The organism is Streptomyces sp. ACA25 (assembly GCF_028200735.1).
Taxonomy (GTDB): domain Bacteria; phylum Actinomycetota; class Actinomycetes; order Streptomycetales; family Streptomycetaceae; genus Streptomyces.
The window spans coordinates 619,461-637,821 of the sequence record NZ_JAQKPV010000001.1 but is presented as its reverse complement, the minus strand read 5'-3'; the positions used below and the strand labels follow the sequence as shown (position 1 = coordinate 637,821).

Below are 18,361 nucleotides of genomic sequence, written 5' to 3'. Positions count from 1 at the left end.
GCTCTGAACATGAAGATCGGTTTCGTTGGCAAAGGGGGCAGCGGGAAGACCACGCTGTCCTCGCTTTTCGTCCGCCACCTCGCTGCCCGGGGCGTACCGGTGACCGCGGTGGACGCGGACATCAACCAGCATCTCGGCGTCGCCCTCGGCCTGGACGAGGAGGAGGCCGCCGGGCTGACCCCGATGGGCGGCAGTCTGCCGCTCATCAAGGAGTACCTGCGCGGCGACAATCCCCGGATCACCTCGCCGGAGGTGATGATCAAGACGACGCCGCCTGGCGAGGGTTCGCGGCTGATCCGGCTGAGCGAGTCCAATCCGGTCTTCGACGCCTGCGCACATACCGTTCCGCTGGAGGACGGCCAGGCACGGCTGCTGGTCACCGGCCCGTTCACCGAGGCCGATCTGGGGGTGGCGTGCTATCACTCCAAGACCGGCGCGGTCGAGCTGCTGCTCAATCACCTGGTCGACGGGCGGCACGAGTACGTGGTCGTCGACATGACGGCCGGCAGCGACTCCTTCGCCTCGGGGATGTTCACCCGCTTCGACATGACCTTTCTGGTGGCGGAGCCGACCCGCAAGGGGGTGTCCGTCTACCGGCAGTACCGGGACTACGCGCGGGACTTCGGGGTCCCGCTGCGGGTGGTGGGAAACAAGGTGCAGGACGAGGAGGACCTCGCGTTCCTGCGGTCCGAGGTGGGTGAGGACCTGCTGGTGGCCTTCGGTCACTCCGACTGGGTGCGGGCCCTGGAGCGTGGTGTGGCCCGCCCGTTCGCCGCTCTGCACGAGGAGGACCGTCAGGCTCTCCGGACCCTGCACGACACGGCCGACGCGGCCCACGCCCGGCGCGACTGGGAGCGTTACACCCAGCAGATGGTGCACTTTCACCTGAAGAACGCCGCCAGTTGGGGCAACGACAAGACCGGGGCCGACCTGGCCGCGCAGGTCGATTCCGGCTTCGTGCTGCACGAGGCCCTCGCCGGCCGGGCGGGCGCGGAGCTCAGTCCGCAGTCCGCCTGAGCGGCCCGGCCCTCCCGGTACGGCAGATCCCTCGGGGCGGCCGGCACGAAGACGCATCCCTGGCGGTTCCGTCGCACTGACGGGCGGTCAGGGGCGCGGTGCTGCCCGCACGCCTGCCGTCCCGCCACCCTGCCACCTTGCCTGGAAACGACATCTCTCGGACAGTCATTCCGTCCTACTTTGTAGACCAATAGGCGTCATACCTGCATCGGACCAGTGTGCGAGGTAATACAGAGCTTTGCCCTGCATTACCCTTCGTTTACCTACGCTTGAGCGTAGCCATAACGTCACGTTCCGCGACATGCGTCATGCCTGCCCTACGGACGGAGAGATTCACCGATGCCCACACGCGCCCCCGCGCCCGGCGCCGCACCGCACCGCAATGACCTGACGGCCTCGGTCTCGGTGTTTCTCATCGCGCTCCCGCTGGCCCTCGGCATCGCCCTGGCCACCGGTGCACCGCTGCAGGCCGGGCTCGTGGCCGCGGTCGTCGGGGGTGTGATCGCCGGGCGCCTGGGCGGCGCACCCCTGCTGGTGACCGGTCCGGCGGCCGGGCTGACCGTGGTCACCGCCGAGCTGATCCAGCTCTACGGCTGGCGCACCACCTGCGCGATCACCGTCCTGGCCGGCCTCACCCAACTGGCCCTTGCCACCCTGCGCGTGGCCCGCTCCGTACTGGTCGTCAGTCCGGCCATCGTGCACGGCATGCTCGCCGGCATCGGGATCACCATCGCGGTGGCCCAACTGCACGTCGTGCTCGGAGGCAGCCCGCACAGCACGGTGCCGGCCAACCTGGCCGCCCTCCCCGGCCAGCTGGCGAACCCGCACCCGCCGGCGGTCGTCGTGGGAGGCCTCGCCCTGGCGGTGCTGCTGATCTGGCCCCGGCTCCCCGGGCGCGGCGGCCAGTGGGTGCGCCGGGCCATGCCCGCCGCACTCGCCGCCGTCGCCCTGGCCACCGCCCTGGCCGCCACCGCGGCGCTTCAGCTCCCCCGGGTGGACCTGCCCTCCTGGAGCAGCCATGCTCTGCCCGGACAGCCCGAAGGGCCGGTGCTCGGCCTGCTCGCCGCGGTCCTGACCGTCGCCCTGGTGGCCAGCGTGGAATCACTGCTCTCCGCAGTCGCGGTCGACAAGCTGGCCGCCGAACGGCACCGGAAGGGCGGGCCGCCCGCGTCCACGGCCGACCTGGACCGGGAGCTGCGGGGTCAGGGCGCGGCCAATGTGGTCTCCGGGGCCCTGGGCGGCCTGCCGGTCACCGGGGTGGCGGTGCGCAGCGCGGCCAATGTGGCGGGCGGCGCCGTCAGCCGCTGGTCCACGATCCTGCACGGCTGCTGGCTGCTGCTCGCCACCGTGCTGCTGGTCCCGGTGCTGGAGCTGATTCCGCTGGCCGCTCTCGCGGCCCTCGTGATGGTGATCGGCATCCAGCTGGCCGGCCCCGCTCACCTGCGCACTCTTGCCCGGCACCGGGAGCTCCCGGTGTACGGCGCCACCACGGCCGGCGTGGTGCTGTTCGGCGTCCTGGAAGGGGTCGGCATCGGCATCGCCGTGGCGGTGGCGATGACCCTGCACCGGCTCACCCGCACCGTGATCACTGCCGAGGAGGAGCCGGACGGCACGTATCGCGTGCGGGCCCACGGCAGGCTGACGTTCCTGGCCGTGCCGCGGCTCAGCCGGGTGCTCGCCCACATTCCCGCCGGGGCGACCGTCACGGTGGCTGTCGACGACACCCGGATGGATCATGCGGCGCACGAGACGCTGCACGACTGGCGGTCGGCGCACCTGGGGCACGGCGGCCGGGTGATCATGGCCGGTGAACCGGCGGAACCGGCGGCGGTCCCCTCCTCCCGTGCCACGCCCGGCGCGCTGCCCACCGCGGAGAAGGCCCGCGCGGCAACGGGGACGGGCGGGGGCCGCGACCGGCCGGACGGCCGCCGGCCGACGCGGTGAAGTCCCCGACCCCGGCGAACGCTGCGGACGAATAGTTCCACCGGTCCGCCATTCAGCGCGCCCGACTGCCGCTCGGCGCGTCCCTCACCCGCTCGGCGCAATAGGTCTACACCACCGCCCCGGAAGCCCTTGTCAAAGGTCAGCCGGGCTGATGAGGTGAGCCGTGGGACACAGCTGCGCCGCAAGGGAGATGTTGTGAGCAACAAGAGCCTGGCCAACCTCATGTCGGAGGAACGGAGGTTTCCGCCCCCCGCCGAACTGGCCGCCCACGCCAACGTCACCGAGAGCGCCTACGCGGCGGCCGAGGCGGACCGGCTGGGGTTCTGGGCCGAACAGGCCCGACGCCTGAGCTGGTCCACCGAACCCACCGAGACGCTCGACTGGTCGAATCCCCCGTTCGCCAAGTGGTTCGCCGACGGCAAGCTCAATGTCGCGTACAACTGCGTGGACCGGCACGTGGAGGCCGGCAACGGCGACCGGGTGGCCGTCCACTTCGAGGGGGAGCCCGGCGACTCCCGTTCGCTCACCTACGCCGAGCTCCAGCGAGAGGTCTCCAGGGCGGCTCACGCCCTGACCGAGCTGGGCGTGAACAAGGGTGACCGGGTCGCCGTCTACCTGCCCATGATCCCGGAGGCGGTGATCGCGATGCTGGCGTGCGCCCGCATCGGAGCCCCGCACTCGGTGGTCTTCGGCGGCTTCTCCGCGGACGCCCTGGCCACCCGGATCCGGGACGCCGACGCCCGCGTCATCATCACCGCGGACGGCGGGTACCGCCGGGGCAAGGCCACCGCCCTCAAGCCGGCCGTCGACGAGGCCCTGACCCGGCCGGGCACGGAGAACGTGCGCAGTGTCCTGGTCGTGCGGCGCACCGAGCAGGACACCGACTGGACCGAGGGCCGGGACGTCTGGTGGCACGACATCGTCGACCGGCAGCCCGCGGAGCACACCCCGGAGGCGTTCGACGCCGAGCACCCGCTGTTCATCCTCTACACCTCGGGCACCACCGGTAACCCCAAGGGCATCCTGCACACCTCCGGCGGCTATCTGACCCAGACCGCGTACACCCACCATGCCGTCTTCGACCTCAAGCCGGAGTCGGACGTCTACTGGTGCACCGCGGACGTCGGGTGGGTCACCGGCCACTCGTACATCGTGTACGGCCCGCTGGCCAACGGCGCCACCAGCGTGCTCTACGAGGGCACCCCGGACTCGCCGCACAAGGGCCGGTGGTGGGAGATCGTCCAGAAGTACGGCGTCACGCTCCTCTACACGGCACCGACCGCGATCCGGGCCTGCATGAAGTGGGGCGACGACATTCCCGCCCGCTTCGACCTCTCCAGCCTGCGGATTCTGGGTTCGGTCGGCGAGCCGATCAACCCGGAGGCGTGGATCTGGTACCGGGAGAACATCGGCGCGGGCCGCACTCCGGTGGTGGACACCTGGTGGCAGACCGAGACCGGCGCCATGATGATCTCACCGCTGCCGGGCGTCACGGCCACCAAGCCGGGCTCCGCCCAAGTGCCGCTGCCGGGCATCTCGGCGACGGTCATCGACGACGAGGCCAACGAGGTGCCCGACGGCGGTGGCGGCTACCTGGTGCTCACCGAGCCGTGGCCGTCGATGCTCCGCACCATCTGGGGCGACGACCAGCGGTTCCGCGACACGTACTGGGCGCGTTTCGAGCACCGGTACTTCGCGGGGGACGGCGCCAAGAAGGACCAGGACGGCGACATCTGGCTGCTGGGCCGGGTGGACGACGTGATGCTGGTGTCCGGCCACAACATCTCCACCACGGAGGTGGAATCGGCGCTGGTCTCGCACCCGAAGGTGGCCGAGGCCGCGGTCGTGGGAGCCACCGACCCGCAGACCACGCAGTCCATCTGCGCGTTCGTCATCCTGCGCGGCACGGCCAAGGAGGACGACGGGCTGGTCGAGGAGCTGCGGGCGCACGTCTCCAAGCAGCTCGGCCCGATCGCCAAGCCGAAGCGGATCCTGCCGGTCGCCGAGCTTCCCAAGACCCGGTCCGGGAAGATCATGCGCCGCCTGCTGCGCGACGTCGCCGAGAACCGGCAGCTGGGCGACGTCACCACCCTCACCGATTCCTCCGTCATGGACCTCATCCAGACCAAGCTTCCGGGGGCGGCCAGCAGCGACGACTGACTCCGCTCCGGCCGGTGTGCCGGTCCTGAGCCCGCGAGGGGGTGCACGGCGAGAGCCGTGCACCCCCTCGGTCCGTTGTGCCACCCCACCGCTCGTACGCACGCCCCCCGCGGGCATCCCGGACCTCCCCGCAGGCGACAGCCGGAATACCATGCGCGCATGGCCGAGTTGCCGTTGAGGCATGAGACGCAAGGCCGGCGACCGGTGGTTGCCGCCGCGGGTACGCCCTCACCGGAGCAACGGCCGGGTGTCTGACTGACGGGGCTCCCTCGCGGCACTACTGTCACAACAGCACCGGCAACCAGACTCCGGGTCCACCCGGGATGCGAGGAAGAGGGATAAGCAATGAGCGCAGCCGACGAGGGCCGCAAGCTGGGGGAGTTGGTGGCCTCAGCCACCAGCGAGCTGTCCGCGCTCGTCCACGACGAGATCGCCCTGGCCAAGGCCGAGCTCAAGCAGGACGCGCAGCGGGCGGGCATCGGTGCCGCGGCCGGGATCGTGGCACTGGCCCTGCTGCTTCTGTCGCTCCCGGTGTTCAGCTTCGCCCTGGCCTATTGGCTCCACAACTGGTGGAACGTCCCGCTGGCCATCGCCTTCCTGATCGTCGGCGGCCTGTTCGTGGTGCTCGCGGGGGTGCTGGGGCTTGCCGCCAAGGTCGTGGTGGGCAAGATCTCCAAGCCGCAGCGGTCCATCGATTCGGCCAAGGACTCCATGGCGGTGCTGTCCCACGTCAAGCCGCATCCGCGGCGGACCGCCGCGCCGGAGGCGCAGGCCCGCTCCGTGTCGGACTCCGCGGTATGACCGCCGGCGGGCACTCCGAGGCACGGACCACGGTGGTCCAGCAGGACGGTCCCTGGACGCACCGGGATGTCGCCGCGAACGGCGCCCGGTTCCACATCGCCGAGATGGGCGAAGGGCCTCTGGTCCTGCTGCTGCACGGCTTTCCGCAGTTCTGGTGGGCCTGGCGGCACCAGCTCCCCGCCCTCGCCGGGGCGGGGTACCGCGCGGTCGCGATGGACCTGCGCGGGGTGGGCGGCAGTGACCGCACCCCGCGCGGCTACGACCCGGCGAATCTGGCGCTGGACGTCACCGGCGTGATCCGGTCGCTCGGGGAGCCGGACGCCGCCCTGGTCGGTCACGACCTCGGCGGTTACCTGGCGTGGACGGCCGCCGTGATGCGGCCGAAGCTGGTGCGCCGGCTGGCCGTGTCCTCCATGCCGCATCCGCGGAGCTGGCGCGCGGCGCTGCTGCGCAACCCGCGGCAGACCGCGGCAAGCTCCTACGTCTGGAACTACCAGCGGCCCTGGCTCCCGGAGCGGCACCTGGTCGCGGACGACGCGGCGGCGGTGGGGGAGCTGCTGCGGAAGTGGTCGGGGCCCCGGCAGCCCGAGCCGGAGGCCGTGGACATCTACCGCAAGGCGATGTCGATCCCCTCGACCGCGCACTGTGCGATCGAGCCCTACCGCTGGATGGTCCGCTCGATCGCCCGGCCGGACGGCGTGCAGTTCAACCGCCGGATGAAGCGGCCGGTGCAGGTGCCCACGCTGCATCTGCACGGCTCGCTGGACCCGGTGCTGCACACCCGCTCCACGGCGGGCTCCGGGGAGTACGTGGAGGCTCCGTACCGCTGGCGGCTCTTCGACGGGCTGGGGCACTTCCCTCACGAGGAGGACCCGGCCACGTTCAGCACCGAGCTGATCGAATGGCTGCGGGACCCCGAGCCGGACCGTTGAACGGTGCCCCCGGCGGACCGGCTTCCGGTCCGCCGCAGCCCCCGCACGTCCGGGCGCCGTCGCACAGCCGACGGCCGAGGCCCCCGCACGGCCGGACCCTCGAGTGCGACACATGCCCGACGCATGGGCCAATTGGCCGACCCCGGCACGATTACCGACCACACACTCCGGGCAGGGACCACAGTATGGGCTGGACTCACGACTACCGTGACGTGGCACGTCTTCGCAGCGGCAAGGGAGCCGCCGCCCGGGTGCAGAGCACCGTGCGGCTGCCCTCTCGTCGCCTGGATCCGGATTCACACACCATCGGCTTTCCGCACATCCTGCGCCGCCGCGCCCGCTGGGTGAGCACGCGGCTCAGGCATCCCAGGAGCTGAACCGTGGGGGCGGAGGCAGCTGCCTCCGCCCCCACGGACGGGCCCACACGCTCACCTCGCGCACGACCTCACATCGCGCACGACTGCGTGTCGACCGGCCGCTGCGTGGCCTGACCGCGGTCGGCGACCTCCCGCACCTCGTCGTACGTGAGGGCGTACCCGGTGTGGTCGTCGTCGAGCGACTTGGCGAAGATCACCCCGTAGACCCGGCCGTCCGGGGCCAGCAGCGGGCCGCCGGAGTTGCCCTGCCGCACAAAGGCGTGGAGCGAGTACACATCGCGGTTGACGGTGCCCCGGCGGTAGATGTCGGGCCCGTTGGCCTGGATGCGCTCGCGGACCCGGGCCGCGCGGACATCGAAGGGGCCGTTCTGCGGGAAGCCCGCGACGATGGCGTCGTCCCCGCCGGAGGCGGCTGCGTCAGCGAACTCCAGCGAGGGCGCGTCGAGCTGCGGGACGTGCAGGACCGCGACGTCGCGTTCCCAGTCGTAGAGCACGACCTCCGCGTCGTAGAGCTGCCCCTCACCGCCGATCTGCACGGTCGGCTCGTTCACCCCGCCGACCACGTGAGCGTTCGTCATGACCCGCTGGTCGCCGTAGACGAAGCCGGTGCCCTCCAGGACTTTTCCGCAGCCGGGGGCGGTTCCGGCGACCTTGACGATGGAACGGCGGGCCTCGGCCACCACCGGGCTGTTCACCAGCTCCTGGTCGGGCGCGGGGACATCGGTGATCGCCTCCTGGGTGAACGGCGCGAACACCTGCGGGAAGCCCTGCTGAGCCAGGGTCGAACTGAAGTCGCTGAACCAGGTGTCGGCGTGGTCGGGGAGCACCTGGGAGACACCCTGCAGCACCTGGGAGTTGCGAACCTCCCGGCCGACCGTCGGCAGCGTGGTGGTGGCCAGCGCCGAGCCGATGAGCCAGGCCACCAGCAGCATCGCCAGCACGTTGACCAGCGCGCCGCCGGTCGCGTCCAGTGCCCTGGCGGGGGACCAGGTGATGTACTGCCGCAGCCGGTTGCCCAGATGAGTGGTGAGGGCCTGCCCGACCGAGGCACACACGATCACGATGACGACCGCCGCGAGCACCCCTGCGGTGCCGGGCTCCGTCCCGTTGCTGACCGCCTCCCAGATCCGGGGCAGCAGGAAGACGGCGAGCAGTCCGCCACCCAGGAACCCGATGACGGACAGCACCCCGACGACGAAGCCCTGCCGGTACCCCACGACCGCGAACCAGATGGCAGCGAGCAGAAGCAGCAGGTCGAGGACGTTCATGCGGCCACCGTCTCACGCCCCGCCGGGCAACGGGATCTCCCGGGAGCGATCCCACGGCAGCTCCCACTCGGCGTGATGCAGAATCCGGTCGATCACGCCGGCGGTGAATCCCCAGACCAAGGTGTCCGCCACGGCGAAGCACGGCCCGCGGTAGCCGCTGGGGTGCACGGCGACCCCGCGGCTGGCCGGGTCGGCCAGCTCATCGACCAGGACGGTGAAGACCCGGGCGGTCTCCGCCAGGTCCACGGCCGTGACCGGTGACGGCTCGTGCCACCAGCCCAGCACGGGCGTGACGATGAAGTTGCTGAAAGGGATGTACAGCCTCGGCAGGGTGCCGAACAGGCGGACCCCCGACGGGTCGAGCCCGGTCTCCTCCTCGGCTTCGCGCAGCGCGGCGCGCAACGGCCCCACCGTGTCCGGGTCGCCGTCCTCGGGGTCCAGGGCACCTCCGGGGAACGAGGGCTGGCCCGCGTGGTTGCGCAGGCTGGAGGCGCGCTGCATGAGCAGCAGCTCCGGCCCCTGCCGGCCGTCGCCGAAGAGCACCAGGACGGCCGAGGGCCGTCCGCCCTGCTCCGGCGGGAGAAACCTGCTGAGCTGCGCGGCCTCCACCGTGCGGGACAGCTGCGCGACAGGCTCCAGCCAGGCGGGCAGCCCGTCGGGGTCGAGGGAGCAGGCGTGGGCGGCAGCCCCGGAGGCGGCCCCGGCCGCTCGCGTGCGTCCGGTCATGCGGCTCCCATCGGCGGTGCGGGGAGGCCCGGGTAGTCGGCCGGCGGCTTGAGCCGCTGGCCGGGCTTGCCCGCCATCTCGTACTTGAGCAGCTTCTTCGCCTTTTCCGGGTCGGTTTCGCCCTCACCGAAGGAAGGGCACAGCGGAGCTATCGGGCAGGCGCCGCAGGCGGGCTTGCGGCTGTGGCAGATCCGGCGGCCGTGGAAGATGGTGCGGTGGGAGAACATCGTCCAGTCCTTCTCGGGCAGGATCGCGCCGATCTCCGCCTCGACCTTTTCCGGGTCGGTCTTCTCGGTGAGCCCCCACCGGCGCACCAGCCGCCCGAAATGCGTGTCCACGGTCAGACCTGGGACGTCGAAGGCGTTGCCGAGCACCACGAACGCCGTCTTGCGCCCGACGCCGGGCAGCGACACGAGGTCCTCCAGGCGGCCCGGCACCTCTCCGCCGAAGCGGTCGCGCAGCGCCGCTGAGAGGCCGAGCAGGCTCTTGGTCTTGTTGCGGAAGAAGCCGGTCGGGCGGATCAGCTCCTCCAGGGCCGCCGGGTCGGCGGCCGCCATGTCCTCGGGAGTGGGGTACTTGGCGAACACCGCGGGGGTCGTCTGATTCACCCGCAGGTCGGTGGTCTGCGCCGACAGGACCGTCGCGACCAGGAGCTCGAAGGGGTTCTCGAAGTCGAGCTCGGGGTGGGCGTAGTAGTAGACCTCTCCCAGCTCGCGGTTGATCTTCCGTGCCCTGCGCACCACGGCCAGCCGGGATACCGGTTTCGCCGGACCCGACCGCCTCGACGCTCTGACCGACCCCTGTTCGCCCTCAGCAGAATCCCGGGTTGCGTTCACCCACTCGGCCCCTTCCCCGCGCAGCGATCGTCCGGTCGTGGGCCGCTCGGCGGCCACCCGGCCAGCGTAATTGGCCGGGCGCCCGGTTGCCCCGCTCATCCACCATTCCCGGCCCGAACAGCCCCCTGCCGGGCGCCCGGCTGTCCGGGTACGTCAAACTTGGGACTGATGGCACCGCTGCGAAGTCCGGCATGATGAGGGACACCCTCCCGCACGCCCGGCCGGCAGCCGAGAAGGAGAGAGAACTCGTGGACGACGTTCTGCGACGCGCCCCGCTCTTCGCGGCGCTCGACGATGAGCAGGCCGCAGAGCTGCGCGCCTCCATGGCTGAAACAACACTCGCCCGCGGCGACGCCCTCTTCCACGAGGGGGACCCGGGCGACCGCCTCTACGTCGTGACCGACGGCAAGGTCAAGCTGCACCGCACCTCACCGGACGGCCGGGAGAACATGCTCGCCGTGCTCGGCGCCGGCGAGCTGATCGGTGAGCTCTCGCTGTTCGATCCGGGGCCGCGCACCGCCACCGCCACCGCGCTGACCGAGTGCCGCCTGCTCGGGCTGGGCCACGGCGACCTGCAGCCCTGGCTGAACGCGCGCCCCGAGGTGGCCGGCGCCCTGCTCCGCGCCGTCGCCCGCAGGCTGCGCCGCACCAACGACAACATGTCGGACCTCGTCTTCTCGGATGTTCCCGGCCGCGTCGCCAAGGCCCTCCTCGACCTGTCCCGCCGCTTCGGCGTGCAGTCCGACGAGGGCATCCATGTCGTGCACGATCTCACCCAGGAGGAGCTTGCCCAGCTGGTGGGCGCCTCCCGGGAGACCGTCAACAAGGCACTGGCCGACTTCGCCGCCCGCGGGTGGCTGCGGCTGGAGGCCCGGGCCGTCATCCTGCTGGACATCGAACGGCTGGCCCGCCGCTCGCGCTGACCGACCGCCGCGCTGCCCGTGCGGGCCTGACCGACTCGCCCCTGACCGACCGCCCCGCCGACCGGCACGGGTCACCCGGCACTGTCACCCGGCGGGCGGCCCGTCCGGAATCAGCCCGTGCGCCCGCAAGTACGCGAGCTGCGCCCGCACCGACTGCTCCGCCGCAGGCCAGAGCACCCGGTCGACGTCGGCGTACACCCGCGCCACCACCTCCTCAGCGGTGACCAGGCCGGCTTCCACGGCCGTCTCCACCTGCGCCAGCCGCTTCGCCCGGTGCACCAGGTAGTAGTCGACGGCGCTCTGGGCGTCCTCCAGCACCGGGCCGTGACCGGGCAGCACGGTGTGCACCCCGTCGTCGGCCGTCAGCGAACGCAGCCGGCGCAGGGAGTCCAGATAGTCGCCCAGGTCGCCCTCCGGGTGACTGACCATGGTTGTCCCGCGCCCCAGCACGGTGTCCCCGGTCAGCACCGCCCGGTCAGCCATCACCTGGAAGGACAGCGAGTCAGCCGTGTGCCCCGGGGTCGGGACCACCCGCAGCTCCAGGCCGTCGACGGTGAGCACCTGGCCCGCGGACAGCCCTTCGGAGCCGAGCCGCAGCTCCGGGTCGAGCGCCCGGACGGCGCTCCCGGTCAGCTCGGCGAACCGGCCGGCGCCCTCGGCGTGGTCCGGATGGCCGTGGGTGAGCAGCGTCAGCCCGACCCGGCGGCCGGTGCGCTCCACCGCCGCCACCACGTTCCGCAGGTGCTCCTCGTGCAACGGGCCGGGGTCCACCACCACCGCCGTCCGCCCGTCCGGCTCGGCGAGGATCCAGGTGTTGGTGCCGTCCAGCGTCATCGGCGACGGGTTCGGCGCCAGCACGCAGGTGGCCCGTTCGGTGGCCGGTCCGCCGATCGTGCCGGTGCGCGGTCGCCCCGGCAGCGCCCCGGGCTCAGTCATCGGTCCGCGCCCCTTCCCCGGCCCGGGTTCCCCGGCCGGCCCGCGACCCCACCTCGTCCGTGTCCCGGGCCCGGTCCGTGGACCCGCCGCCGTCCTGTCCGGCGACCCGCTTCTCGAACTCGTCGTGACCCGGCCAGCTGAGCACCACCTGGTCCCCCTCCAGACGGGCCCGGGCGAGCACCGGTGTCAGGTCCTGGCCCGGCGCCGCTGCCAGGGCGTCTGCGACCGTCGGACAGGCCGCCAGCCGGCGCAGCGTGGCCACGGTCGGCGGCATCATGACGAGTTCCGCCCGCTGGTAGCCGGCGAGGGCCTCCCCGGGGGTGATCCACACGGTGCGGTCCGCTTCCGTGGAGGCGTTCCTGGTGCGCTGCCCGGTCGGCAGGGCCGCCACGAAGAACCAGGTGTCGAAGCGCCGGGTCTCGAACTCGGGGGTGATCCAGCGGGCCCAGCCGCCGAGCAGGTCGCTGCGCAGGACGAGAGACCGGCGGGCGAGGAACTCGGCGAACGACAGCTCCTTGGCGACCAGCGCCAGCCGGTCCCGTTCCCAGTCCTCCCCCGTCGTGTCGGCGACGATCTCCGAGGCGGACGGGCCGGCCAGCAGCACCCCCGCCTCCTCGAAGGTCTCCCGGACGGCCGCGCACACGACGCTCTGCGCCGTTGCGGTGTCCGCTCCGAGCCATGCCGCCCACACCTCCCGGTCCGGCCCGGCCCAGGCGACATCGCCCTCGTCGCGCGGGTCGACGGACCCACCGGGGTAGGCATATGCCCCGCCGGCGAACGCCATCGACGTCCGGCGACGCAGCATGTGCACCTCGGGGCCGGCCGCACCGTCCCGCAGCAGCATGACGGTGGCCGCCCGCCGCGGCACGGCCGGCACCAGCGCGCCGCTTGCCAGCGCCCGGATGCGCTCCGGCCACTCCGGGGGAAACCACTGCCCGTTCGTCGACTCCATGCCCGGATGCTACGGGCCTGCCGGAACCGCCGCTGTGCGGAACGCCACACCGGCCGCGGCGGACGACACCGGCCACGGCCGGGTCCGGCAGTCCCGTCCCAGCTCCAGTCCCCGGCTCAGTCGCCGGAGGTTCCGGGAGCCACCATCAGCCGGCCCCAGCCGTACGTCAGACAGGAGACGGTGGGCTCGGGCTCGGCGGCCAGGTGCAGCCCGGGAAAGCGCCCGAACAGGGCGGGCAGCGCGATCCGGGCTTCGAGCCGGGCGAGCGGCGCCCCGATGCAGTGATGCACGCCGTGCCCGAACGCCAGGTGGTTCTTGTCCTCGCGGGCCAGGTCGAACTGTTCGGCGTCCGGCCCGTAGTGGCCGGGGTCGGTGTTCGCCGCCAGCAGGCCCGCCAGGATCGCGTCCCCCTTGGCGATGACAGTGCCCCCGTCCAGCGGGATGTCCTCGACGGCATAGCGCAGCGGGAGGTTGGCGACCGAAGGGGCCCCGCGCAGCGTCTCCTCGATGACGTCGTCCCAGGTGTGGGTGCCGTTGCGGACGAGTTCGTGCTGGTCGGGGTGGGTCAGCAGGGCATGGGCCGCGTTCCCGATGAGGTTGACGGTGGTCTCGAACCCGGCGCCGATGACCAGCAGCAGGGTGTAGAGCAGCTCCTCCCCGCTCAGCCGGGAACCGTCCTCGTCGCTGGTGCTGATCAGCACGCTGGTCATGTCCTCGCCGGGCTGCTCGCGCTTGCGCTCGATCAACCCGCCCAGTACCACGGGTATCGCCTCGAAGGTGGCCTGCGCCTCCTCGGGGGAGAGCGTGGTGTCCATCACCCGGCCGATCAGCTCCACGGCGGACGGCCGCAGATCGTCCGGGACGCCCATCAGCCGGCAGATCACCTCCAGCGGCAGCGGGTGGGCGTAGCCCCCGATGAGATCCACTGTCCCTTCGCGGCCGGCCTCCTCCGCCATCGCGTCGAGCAGGCCGGTGGCGATCTCCTCGATGTCACCGGCCATCGCCTGGATGCGCCGGGCGGTGAACGCGGGCGCGACCAGGCGGCGCAGACGGCGGTGGTCGGCGCCGTAGGCGGTGAACATGTTGGTGACGCCGATCCACGACATCAGCCAGGAGGCTTCCGGGGGCAGCCCGGCCTGGAAGAGCGGGTAGTGCCGGCGGGGGTCCTTGGACACCCGGTCGTCGGTCAGCAGCTCCTTGAGCAGGTCGTGGCCGGTGATCGCCCAGGCGGTGACGCCGCCGGGCAGCTCGACCGGGCAGGCGGGTCCACGTCGGTGCAGTAAAGCGGTCTCGGCCCGCAGGTCCGAGCCGGCCGGGTCGAGGCGCAGCGGGGTCATGGGGGTGGTCGTCATGTCAGGCCTCCGGAGGGCGTGAAGCGGGCGGGCAGGGCGACCAGGGAGCGGTGGAAGGCGGCAGGGCGCCACTCCAGCCGGCTCCGTGGCAGGTCGGCGCGCAGGTCGGGCAGGCGGGAGACGAGGTGCTCGATCGCCGTGGTGGCGATGAGGGTGGCGGGCTGCTGTGCCGGGCAGGCGTGCGGGCCGGCCGACCAGGACAGGTGGGCGCGGGTACCGCCGCGCGGCGCTGCGCCCGGCCCTTTCGGGTCGGCACCGGCCGCCGCGAAGCTGACCATCACCAGGGCGTGCGCGGGCAGGTCCACGCCGTGGAAGTGGAGGTCCCGCCGGGGGTAGTGCACGCCGTAGTTGGCCACCGGCGTCTCGTGGCGCAGGACCTGTTCGACCGCCTCCCGGGGGGTGTGGATGCCGTCGGTCCAGGAGGCCCGGTAGCTGTCGTCGGCCAGCAGCCGCGACAGGGCGTTGGACACCAGGTTGGTCGTCGGCTCCTGGCCCGCTCCGACCGTCAGCACGAGCTGGTGAAGCGATTCTTCAGGGGTGAGCTGATGGGGGTGGTCCAGGAACCAGGAGGTGATGTCGTCCCCGCGCTGCGCGGTCTTGAGCATGAGCAGCTCACCCATGTACCGCTCGAACAGCGCGGTGGCCTCCGGGCCGGTGCCCTCCATGAGGCCGGCGAGCGCCTCGACGAGGTGCGGGGCCCGGTCATCGGCCAGCCCGAAGAGCCGGTTCATCACGTACAGGGGGATGGGCCGGCAGTACTGGCTGACCAGGTCCACCCTCCCCTCCTCGATGAACGAGTCGATGAGGAGGTCCGCGAGCTCCTGGGTCATCGTCCGCAGCCGGTGCGGCTCGATCCTGGCCAGGGAGTCGGTGACCACCTGGCGGTAGCGGGCGTGCGTCTCACCGTCGTTGAAGAGCAGGTTGGGCCGCCACCCGAGCATCCCGAGCACCGGGTGGTCCGGCGGCACGGTCTCCATCCACACCCGGGAGTCCTTCGTCCAGCTGCGGGTGTCGTGCAGGAGATCCAGCGCGGCCCGGTAGTCCAGCACCAGCCATCCGCTGATGCCGGGTGCGAGCTCGATGGGTGCGATGGCCCCGCACTCGGCGCGCATGCGCTCGTACACGGCGTACGGATCGCGCACGAACTCCTCGTCGTACAGCGGGTACGGGGTGCGCACGGGGGATACTTCGGCGGTCACGCGGCAACCTTCTGCTGGTGGGTCATGGCGTGCTGCAGCAGCTCGATCAGTGCCTCGAGTACCGACGCCGGGTCCAGGGCGCGGCAGCGGACGACGGGGGTGCCCCCGGCCAGGTCCAGGTGGTCGCGCAGGACCGGTTCGGACACCTGGGGGGAGTCCGGGAAGTCGTTGACGGCGACGATGTAGGGCAGTCCGGTCATCTCCGCCAGGTCCAGGGCGTCGAAGGACACGTCCAGGCGGCGGGTGTCCACCAGCACCAGGGCGCCCAGCGCGCCGGACGCGACGTCCCGCCACAGGCTCGCGAAGCGCTTCTGCCCACCCGTGCCGAACAGGTAGAGCACCAGGTCGTCGGAGAGTGTGCGGCGGCCGAAGTCCATCATCACGGTGGTGGTGGACTTGTCCGGCAGGTGCGCCAGGTCGTCCATCGGCCGGCCGGCCTCCGTCATCGTCTCCTCGGTGTGTGCGGGAGCTATTTCGGAGACCGACGAGATCAGCGTGGTCTTGCCGGTCCCCAGCCCTCCGCAGATGACGATCTTGACGAGGTCCTGACGCAGGTCAGGATCAAGATGCGCCGGCCGGGTCGGTTCTGAGGGCGAGGAGTCCATCAAGCACCCTTCTGAGCAGGTCGGAGTCCAGTTGGTCGGTGTGCAGGACGGGCGCCCGGGCCTCGAGCACCCCCCCGTCGATCAGGTCGGCGGCCAGCACGCGCACGGTGCCGGAGGGAAGCCCCAGGTGCGCCGCGGCCTCGGCCAGGGTCAGCGGCCCGGGAGCCAGGGCCTCCGCGAGGCGGCGCAGCGCCGGGGCGAGCACCGGGGGCACCCAGTCACCACGGCGCTGCAGGACCGTGAGCGGGTCCCGGAGCGGAGGGTGCGAGCGCGGGGTGCCCAGTCCGTTGAGTGCGGTGTAGGCCGGGACGAGCCGTCGCCGGCTTCCCGGGGACGTCACCGCTCGTCGCTCCGCGCCGGTGCGGTCAGCAGGCCGGACAGACTGCCGGCGTGCACGGTCATCCGGTGCGCGATGATGCCGATGTCGGCGTCCGGACCGGCCCACACCGCCAGGGCGATGTTGTGGCCGGTGCCCATGATGATGGCCCAGCCCCGTGGACCGCCGTCGGTGCTCGAGGTCTCCGTGATCACCTGGCTGATCGCGAGGTCCTCGGTGCCGGCCAGGGCCTGGGTGGCGGCCCGCGCGGCGGACAGCAGCCCGGCGGACATGGCCGCGGCCCGGTCCTGGTCGTCCTCCCCCAGCTCACCCGCGACCGCGGCCTTGAGGCCGTCCGTGGTCAGTATCAGTACGTGCCGCACGCCGGGCACCTCGGCGAGCAGTCTCTCCGCCACCTGGTCCAGGTGGGGCTTCATGGATTCCGACAGCTTGCTCACTGCGCCTCCTCGTCTGCGGTGTCTGCAGTGCCTGCGGTGCCTCGGTTGCCTGCGGTGCCTGCGGTGCCTGCGGTGCCTGCGGTGTTCTGGGCACGAGCGGCGTTGACCGCCCGTTGCAGGCCGCTGTAGCGCTGCCCGACGGCTTCCGGTGTCGTGCTGGGCGGGCACAGCGCGACGGCCGGCGTCGCGTCGGCGACACCGGCTTCGTCGGTGGTGGCCGAGCGACGGCGGCGACGGGGCAGGTTCATCGGCGCTTCCTCCCGGGCCGCGTCTCCGCCCGACGTGTCCGGCACGGTGCGGGGCGGTGCCGCGACGGCGGACATCGGCACCTCTTCGGGTATGAGGGCCAGCGCCGCGGTCGGCAGATGCATCACCGTGCGGATGCCGCCGTACGCGGAGGGCTCCCAGTCGATCCGCAGCCCGTGCGGGCGTGCCATGCGGCCGGCCGTCACCAGCCCGAGCCGCGGCGGGTCCCCGAGCGCGGCCAGCAGCGTCGGCTCGCCGGTGATCATGCGCCGCGCGTAGGCCAGGGCGTCCGCGTTCATCCCCAGCCCGGAGTCGTCAATGGTCACCACCGCGCCACCGGGCACCTCGTGCAGGGTGACCTGGACTCCGAGCGTGCCGGGCGAGTAGTGCGCCGCGTTGCGCAGCAGCTCGGCCAGGATGACCGCGACCGGCTCGGCGGCCGGCGCTGTCACACCCAGCCTCCGCGTCATCAGGTTGTGGGCGGTCACCCGCTCCCCGCCCTCGATCCGGGAGAGCGCCCCGGCCACCAGGTCGGGAAGGTGGCAGTCCTCGCGCACCAGCCGGGCTGTGCCCCCGGCGGCGATTCCGGCGCGCTGCAGCAGGCTGCGGCTCGTCTCATTCAGCCGGTCCGCCCGCTGCACCAGGTCGAACAGCTGCTCGTCGTGCTGGGTGCGCTCCTCCAGTTGCAGCAACAGGTCCTGCAACCGGTAGGACAGCGCCTGCCCTTCCGCGGTCACGGCCCGCACCACCGCCGCACCACCGGCGTCTCCGGCCTCCCGCCCGCGGGCCACCGCCCGGGTCGCCTGCTCCAGCACCCGCTGGCTCTGCGTGGCGCCCGCCTCCTGACCGGGGTGCAGCGGGGCGGGCACCGGTACCGGAACCTCCGGGGTGCGCGCCTGCTCCAGCGCGGCCGGCAGGCGCGCCGCGACCAGGTGCTCCAGCTCCTCCGAGAGCGCCCTGTGCGCCGCCAGAGCCGTGGCGCGTCGCGCGTCGGCCTCCGCCGCACGTGCCTCGGCCTCACCGGACCGCAGCTCGGCGGCCGCCGCCCGGGCCTCGGCGGCCTTCCAGTCCCGGCTCTGACGCTTCAGCAGCGGGGCCATCACCCCCGCGCCGAACGTCCCGGCCCCCAGCACGGCCAGGGCGACCCGGCCGACCGGCTCCATGGCCTGCGCACTGCCCAGGACCAGGAACGCCGCCCCCAGCGCCAGCACGGTCGCAGCCGCCACGGCAATACCGAACTGCGCGGTCAGGAGGGAGTTCTGTCCGCTGCGAGGCGGCTGTTGCGATGTTGAATCCGTCATTGATCCTTCACA

General features: G+C 72.2%; 16 protein-coding genes and 1 pseudogene. 6 read left to right on the top strand and 11 right to left on the bottom strand.

The window, feature by feature from the left end; genetic code table 11:
* The first annotated feature begins 9 nt into the window (after positions 1-9).
* The 5 genes and pseudogenes from PJ985_RS02920 (at position 10) to PJ985_RS02900 (ending at position 6,854) form a co-directional block, all read left to right on the top strand.
* The gene (locus tag PJ985_RS02920; RefSeq protein ID WP_271681875.1) at positions 10-1,017 is read left to right on the top strand and encodes an ATP-binding protein; all 1,008 of its coding nucleotides are present in this window, start codon (positions 10-12) and stop codon (positions 1,015-1,017) included.
* A 339-nt stretch (positions 1,018-1,356) separates the two neighbouring features.
* A pseudogene (locus tag PJ985_RS02915) lies at positions 1,357-2,859 on the top strand (SulP family inorganic anion transporter); the annotation flags it as partial.
* Positions 2,860-3,156: 297 nt separating this feature from the next.
* Positions 3,157-5,121 carry an acetate--CoA ligase gene (gene acs / locus PJ985_RS02910; RefSeq protein WP_271681874.1) on the top strand — a complete coding sequence of 655 codons (1,965 nt, stop codon included), beginning with the start codon at positions 3,157-3,159 and terminating at the stop codon, positions 5,119-5,121.
* A 345-nt stretch (positions 5,122-5,466) separates the two neighbouring features.
* On the top strand, positions 5,467-5,922 hold the full coding sequence (locus PJ985_RS02905) for a phage holin family protein (RefSeq protein ID WP_271681873.1): 456 nt from the start codon (positions 5,467-5,469) through the stop codon (positions 5,920-5,922).
* On the top strand, positions 5,919-6,854 hold the full coding sequence (locus PJ985_RS02900) for an alpha/beta fold hydrolase (RefSeq protein ID WP_271681872.1): 936 nt from the start codon (positions 5,919-5,921) through the stop codon (positions 6,852-6,854). The genes PJ985_RS02905 and PJ985_RS02900 overlap by 4 nt, the downstream gene beginning before the upstream one ends.
* Positions 6,855-7,299: 445 nt before the next feature.
* On the opposite strand, the gene PJ985_RS02890 is transcribed toward PJ985_RS02900, so the two are convergent.
* Genes PJ985_RS02890 through nth form a run of 3 tightly spaced genes read right to left on the bottom strand, consistent with a single transcriptional unit; the run spans position 7,300 to position 10,160 of the window.
* Complete coding sequence (locus PJ985_RS02890) at positions 7,300-8,499, bottom strand: MarP family serine protease (protein WP_271681870.1); 1,200 nt, start codon at positions 8,497-8,499, stop codon at positions 7,300-7,302.
* A gap of 12 nt (positions 8,500-8,511) precedes the next feature.
* Positions 8,512-9,225 carry an NUDIX hydrolase gene (locus tag PJ985_RS02885; RefSeq protein WP_271681869.1) on the bottom strand — a complete coding sequence of 238 codons (714 nt, stop codon included), beginning with the start codon at positions 9,223-9,225 and terminating at the stop codon, positions 8,512-8,514.
* Positions 9,222-10,160, bottom strand: a complete 939-nt coding sequence (gene nth / locus PJ985_RS02880) for an endonuclease III (protein ID WP_271681868.1) — start codon at positions 10,158-10,160, stop codon at positions 9,222-9,224. The genes PJ985_RS02885 and nth overlap by 4 nt, the downstream gene beginning before the upstream one ends.
* A gap of 149 nt (positions 10,161-10,309) precedes the next feature.
* Between nth and PJ985_RS02875 the strand changes: the two genes are divergently transcribed.
* Positions 10,310-10,984, top strand: a complete 675-nt coding sequence (locus PJ985_RS02875) for a Crp/Fnr family transcriptional regulator (RefSeq protein WP_271682077.1) — start codon at positions 10,310-10,312, stop codon at positions 10,982-10,984.
* Positions 10,985-11,068: 84 nt separating this feature from the next.
* Here PJ985_RS02875 and PJ985_RS02870 read toward each other — a convergent pair whose 3' ends face one another.
* The 8 genes from PJ985_RS02870 to PJ985_RS02835 all read right to left on the bottom strand — a co-directional run bounded on the left by PJ985_RS02870 (position 11,069) and on the right by PJ985_RS02835 (position 18,349).
* Complete coding sequence (locus PJ985_RS02870; RefSeq protein ID WP_271681867.1) at positions 11,069-11,920, bottom strand: MBL fold metallo-hydrolase; 852 nt, start codon at positions 11,918-11,920, stop codon at positions 11,069-11,071.
* Positions 11,913-12,872, bottom strand: a complete 960-nt coding sequence (locus tag PJ985_RS02865; protein WP_271681866.1) for an NUDIX hydrolase — start codon at positions 12,870-12,872, stop codon at positions 11,913-11,915. Before PJ985_RS02865 ends, PJ985_RS02870 begins: the two co-directional genes overlap by 8 nt.
* A gap of 116 nt (positions 12,873-12,988) precedes the next feature.
* Positions 12,989-14,224 carry a cytochrome P450 family protein gene (locus tag PJ985_RS02860; RefSeq protein ID WP_271681865.1) on the bottom strand — a complete coding sequence of 412 codons (1,236 nt, stop codon included), beginning with the start codon at positions 14,222-14,224 and terminating at the stop codon, positions 12,989-12,991.
* Complete coding sequence (locus PJ985_RS02855) at positions 14,221-15,423, bottom strand: cytochrome P450 (RefSeq protein WP_271681864.1); 1,203 nt, start codon at positions 15,421-15,423, stop codon at positions 14,221-14,223. Before PJ985_RS02855 ends, PJ985_RS02860 begins: the two co-directional genes overlap by 4 nt.
* Positions 15,420-16,028 (bottom strand): GTP-binding protein, encoded by a 609-nt coding sequence (locus PJ985_RS02850; protein WP_271681863.1) that lies wholly within the window; start codon positions 16,026-16,028, stop codon positions 15,420-15,422. The genes PJ985_RS02855 and PJ985_RS02850 overlap by 4 nt, the downstream gene beginning before the upstream one ends.
* Positions 15,985-16,368, bottom strand: a complete 384-nt coding sequence (locus tag PJ985_RS02845) for a DUF742 domain-containing protein (RefSeq protein WP_271681862.1) — start codon at positions 16,366-16,368, stop codon at positions 15,985-15,987. The genes PJ985_RS02850 and PJ985_RS02845 overlap by 44 nt, the downstream gene beginning before the upstream one ends.
* On the bottom strand, positions 16,365-16,802 hold the full coding sequence (locus tag PJ985_RS02840; RefSeq protein ID WP_271681861.1) for a roadblock/LC7 domain-containing protein: 438 nt from the start codon (positions 16,800-16,802) through the stop codon (positions 16,365-16,367). Before PJ985_RS02840 ends, PJ985_RS02845 begins: the two co-directional genes overlap by 4 nt.
* Positions 16,799-18,349 (bottom strand): hypothetical protein, encoded by a 1,551-nt coding sequence (locus tag PJ985_RS02835; protein WP_271681860.1) that lies wholly within the window; start codon positions 18,347-18,349, stop codon positions 16,799-16,801. The genes PJ985_RS02840 and PJ985_RS02835 overlap by 4 nt, the downstream gene beginning before the upstream one ends.
* Positions 18,350-18,361 lie beyond the last annotated feature (12 nt).

Bases quoted from the DNA above. Each gene is read 5' to 3' on its own strand.
- PJ985_RS02850 (WP_271681863.1), bottom strand. From the start codon at position 16,028: ATGGACTCCTCGCCCTCAGAACCGACCCGGCCGGCGCATCTTGATCCT.
- nth (WP_271681868.1), bottom strand. From the start codon at position 10,160: ATGAGCGGGGCAACCGGGCGCCCGGCCAATTACGCTGGCCGGGTGGCC.
- PJ985_RS02835 (WP_271681860.1), bottom strand. From the start codon at position 18,349: ATGACGGATTCAACATCGCAACAGCCGCCTCGCAGCGGACAGAACTCC.
- PJ985_RS02900 (WP_271681872.1), top strand. From the start codon at position 5,919: ATGACCGCCGGCGGGCACTCCGAGGCACGGACCACGGTGGTCCAGCAG.
- PJ985_RS02870 (WP_271681867.1), bottom strand. From the start codon at position 11,920: ATGACTGAGCCCGGGGCGCTGCCGGGGCGACCGCGCACCGGCACGATC.
- PJ985_RS02905 (WP_271681873.1), top strand. From the start codon at position 5,467: ATGAGCGCAGCCGACGAGGGCCGCAAGCTGGGGGAGTTGGTGGCCTCA.
- PJ985_RS02890 (WP_271681870.1), bottom strand. From the start codon at position 8,499: ATGAACGTCCTCGACCTGCTGCTTCTGCTCGCTGCCATCTGGTTCGCG.
- PJ985_RS02865 (WP_271681866.1), bottom strand. From the start codon at position 12,872: ATGGAGTCGACGAACGGGCAGTGGTTTCCCCCGGAGTGGCCGGAGCGC.
- PJ985_RS02860 (WP_271681865.1), bottom strand. From the start codon at position 14,224: ATGACGACCACCCCCATGACCCCGCTGCGCCTCGACCCGGCCGGCTCG.
- PJ985_RS02920 (WP_271681875.1), top strand. From the start codon at position 10: ATGAAGATCGGTTTCGTTGGCAAAGGGGGCAGCGGGAAGACCACGCTG.
- PJ985_RS02885 (WP_271681869.1), bottom strand. From the start codon at position 9,225: ATGACCGGACGCACGCGAGCGGCCGGGGCCGCCTCCGGGGCTGCCGCC.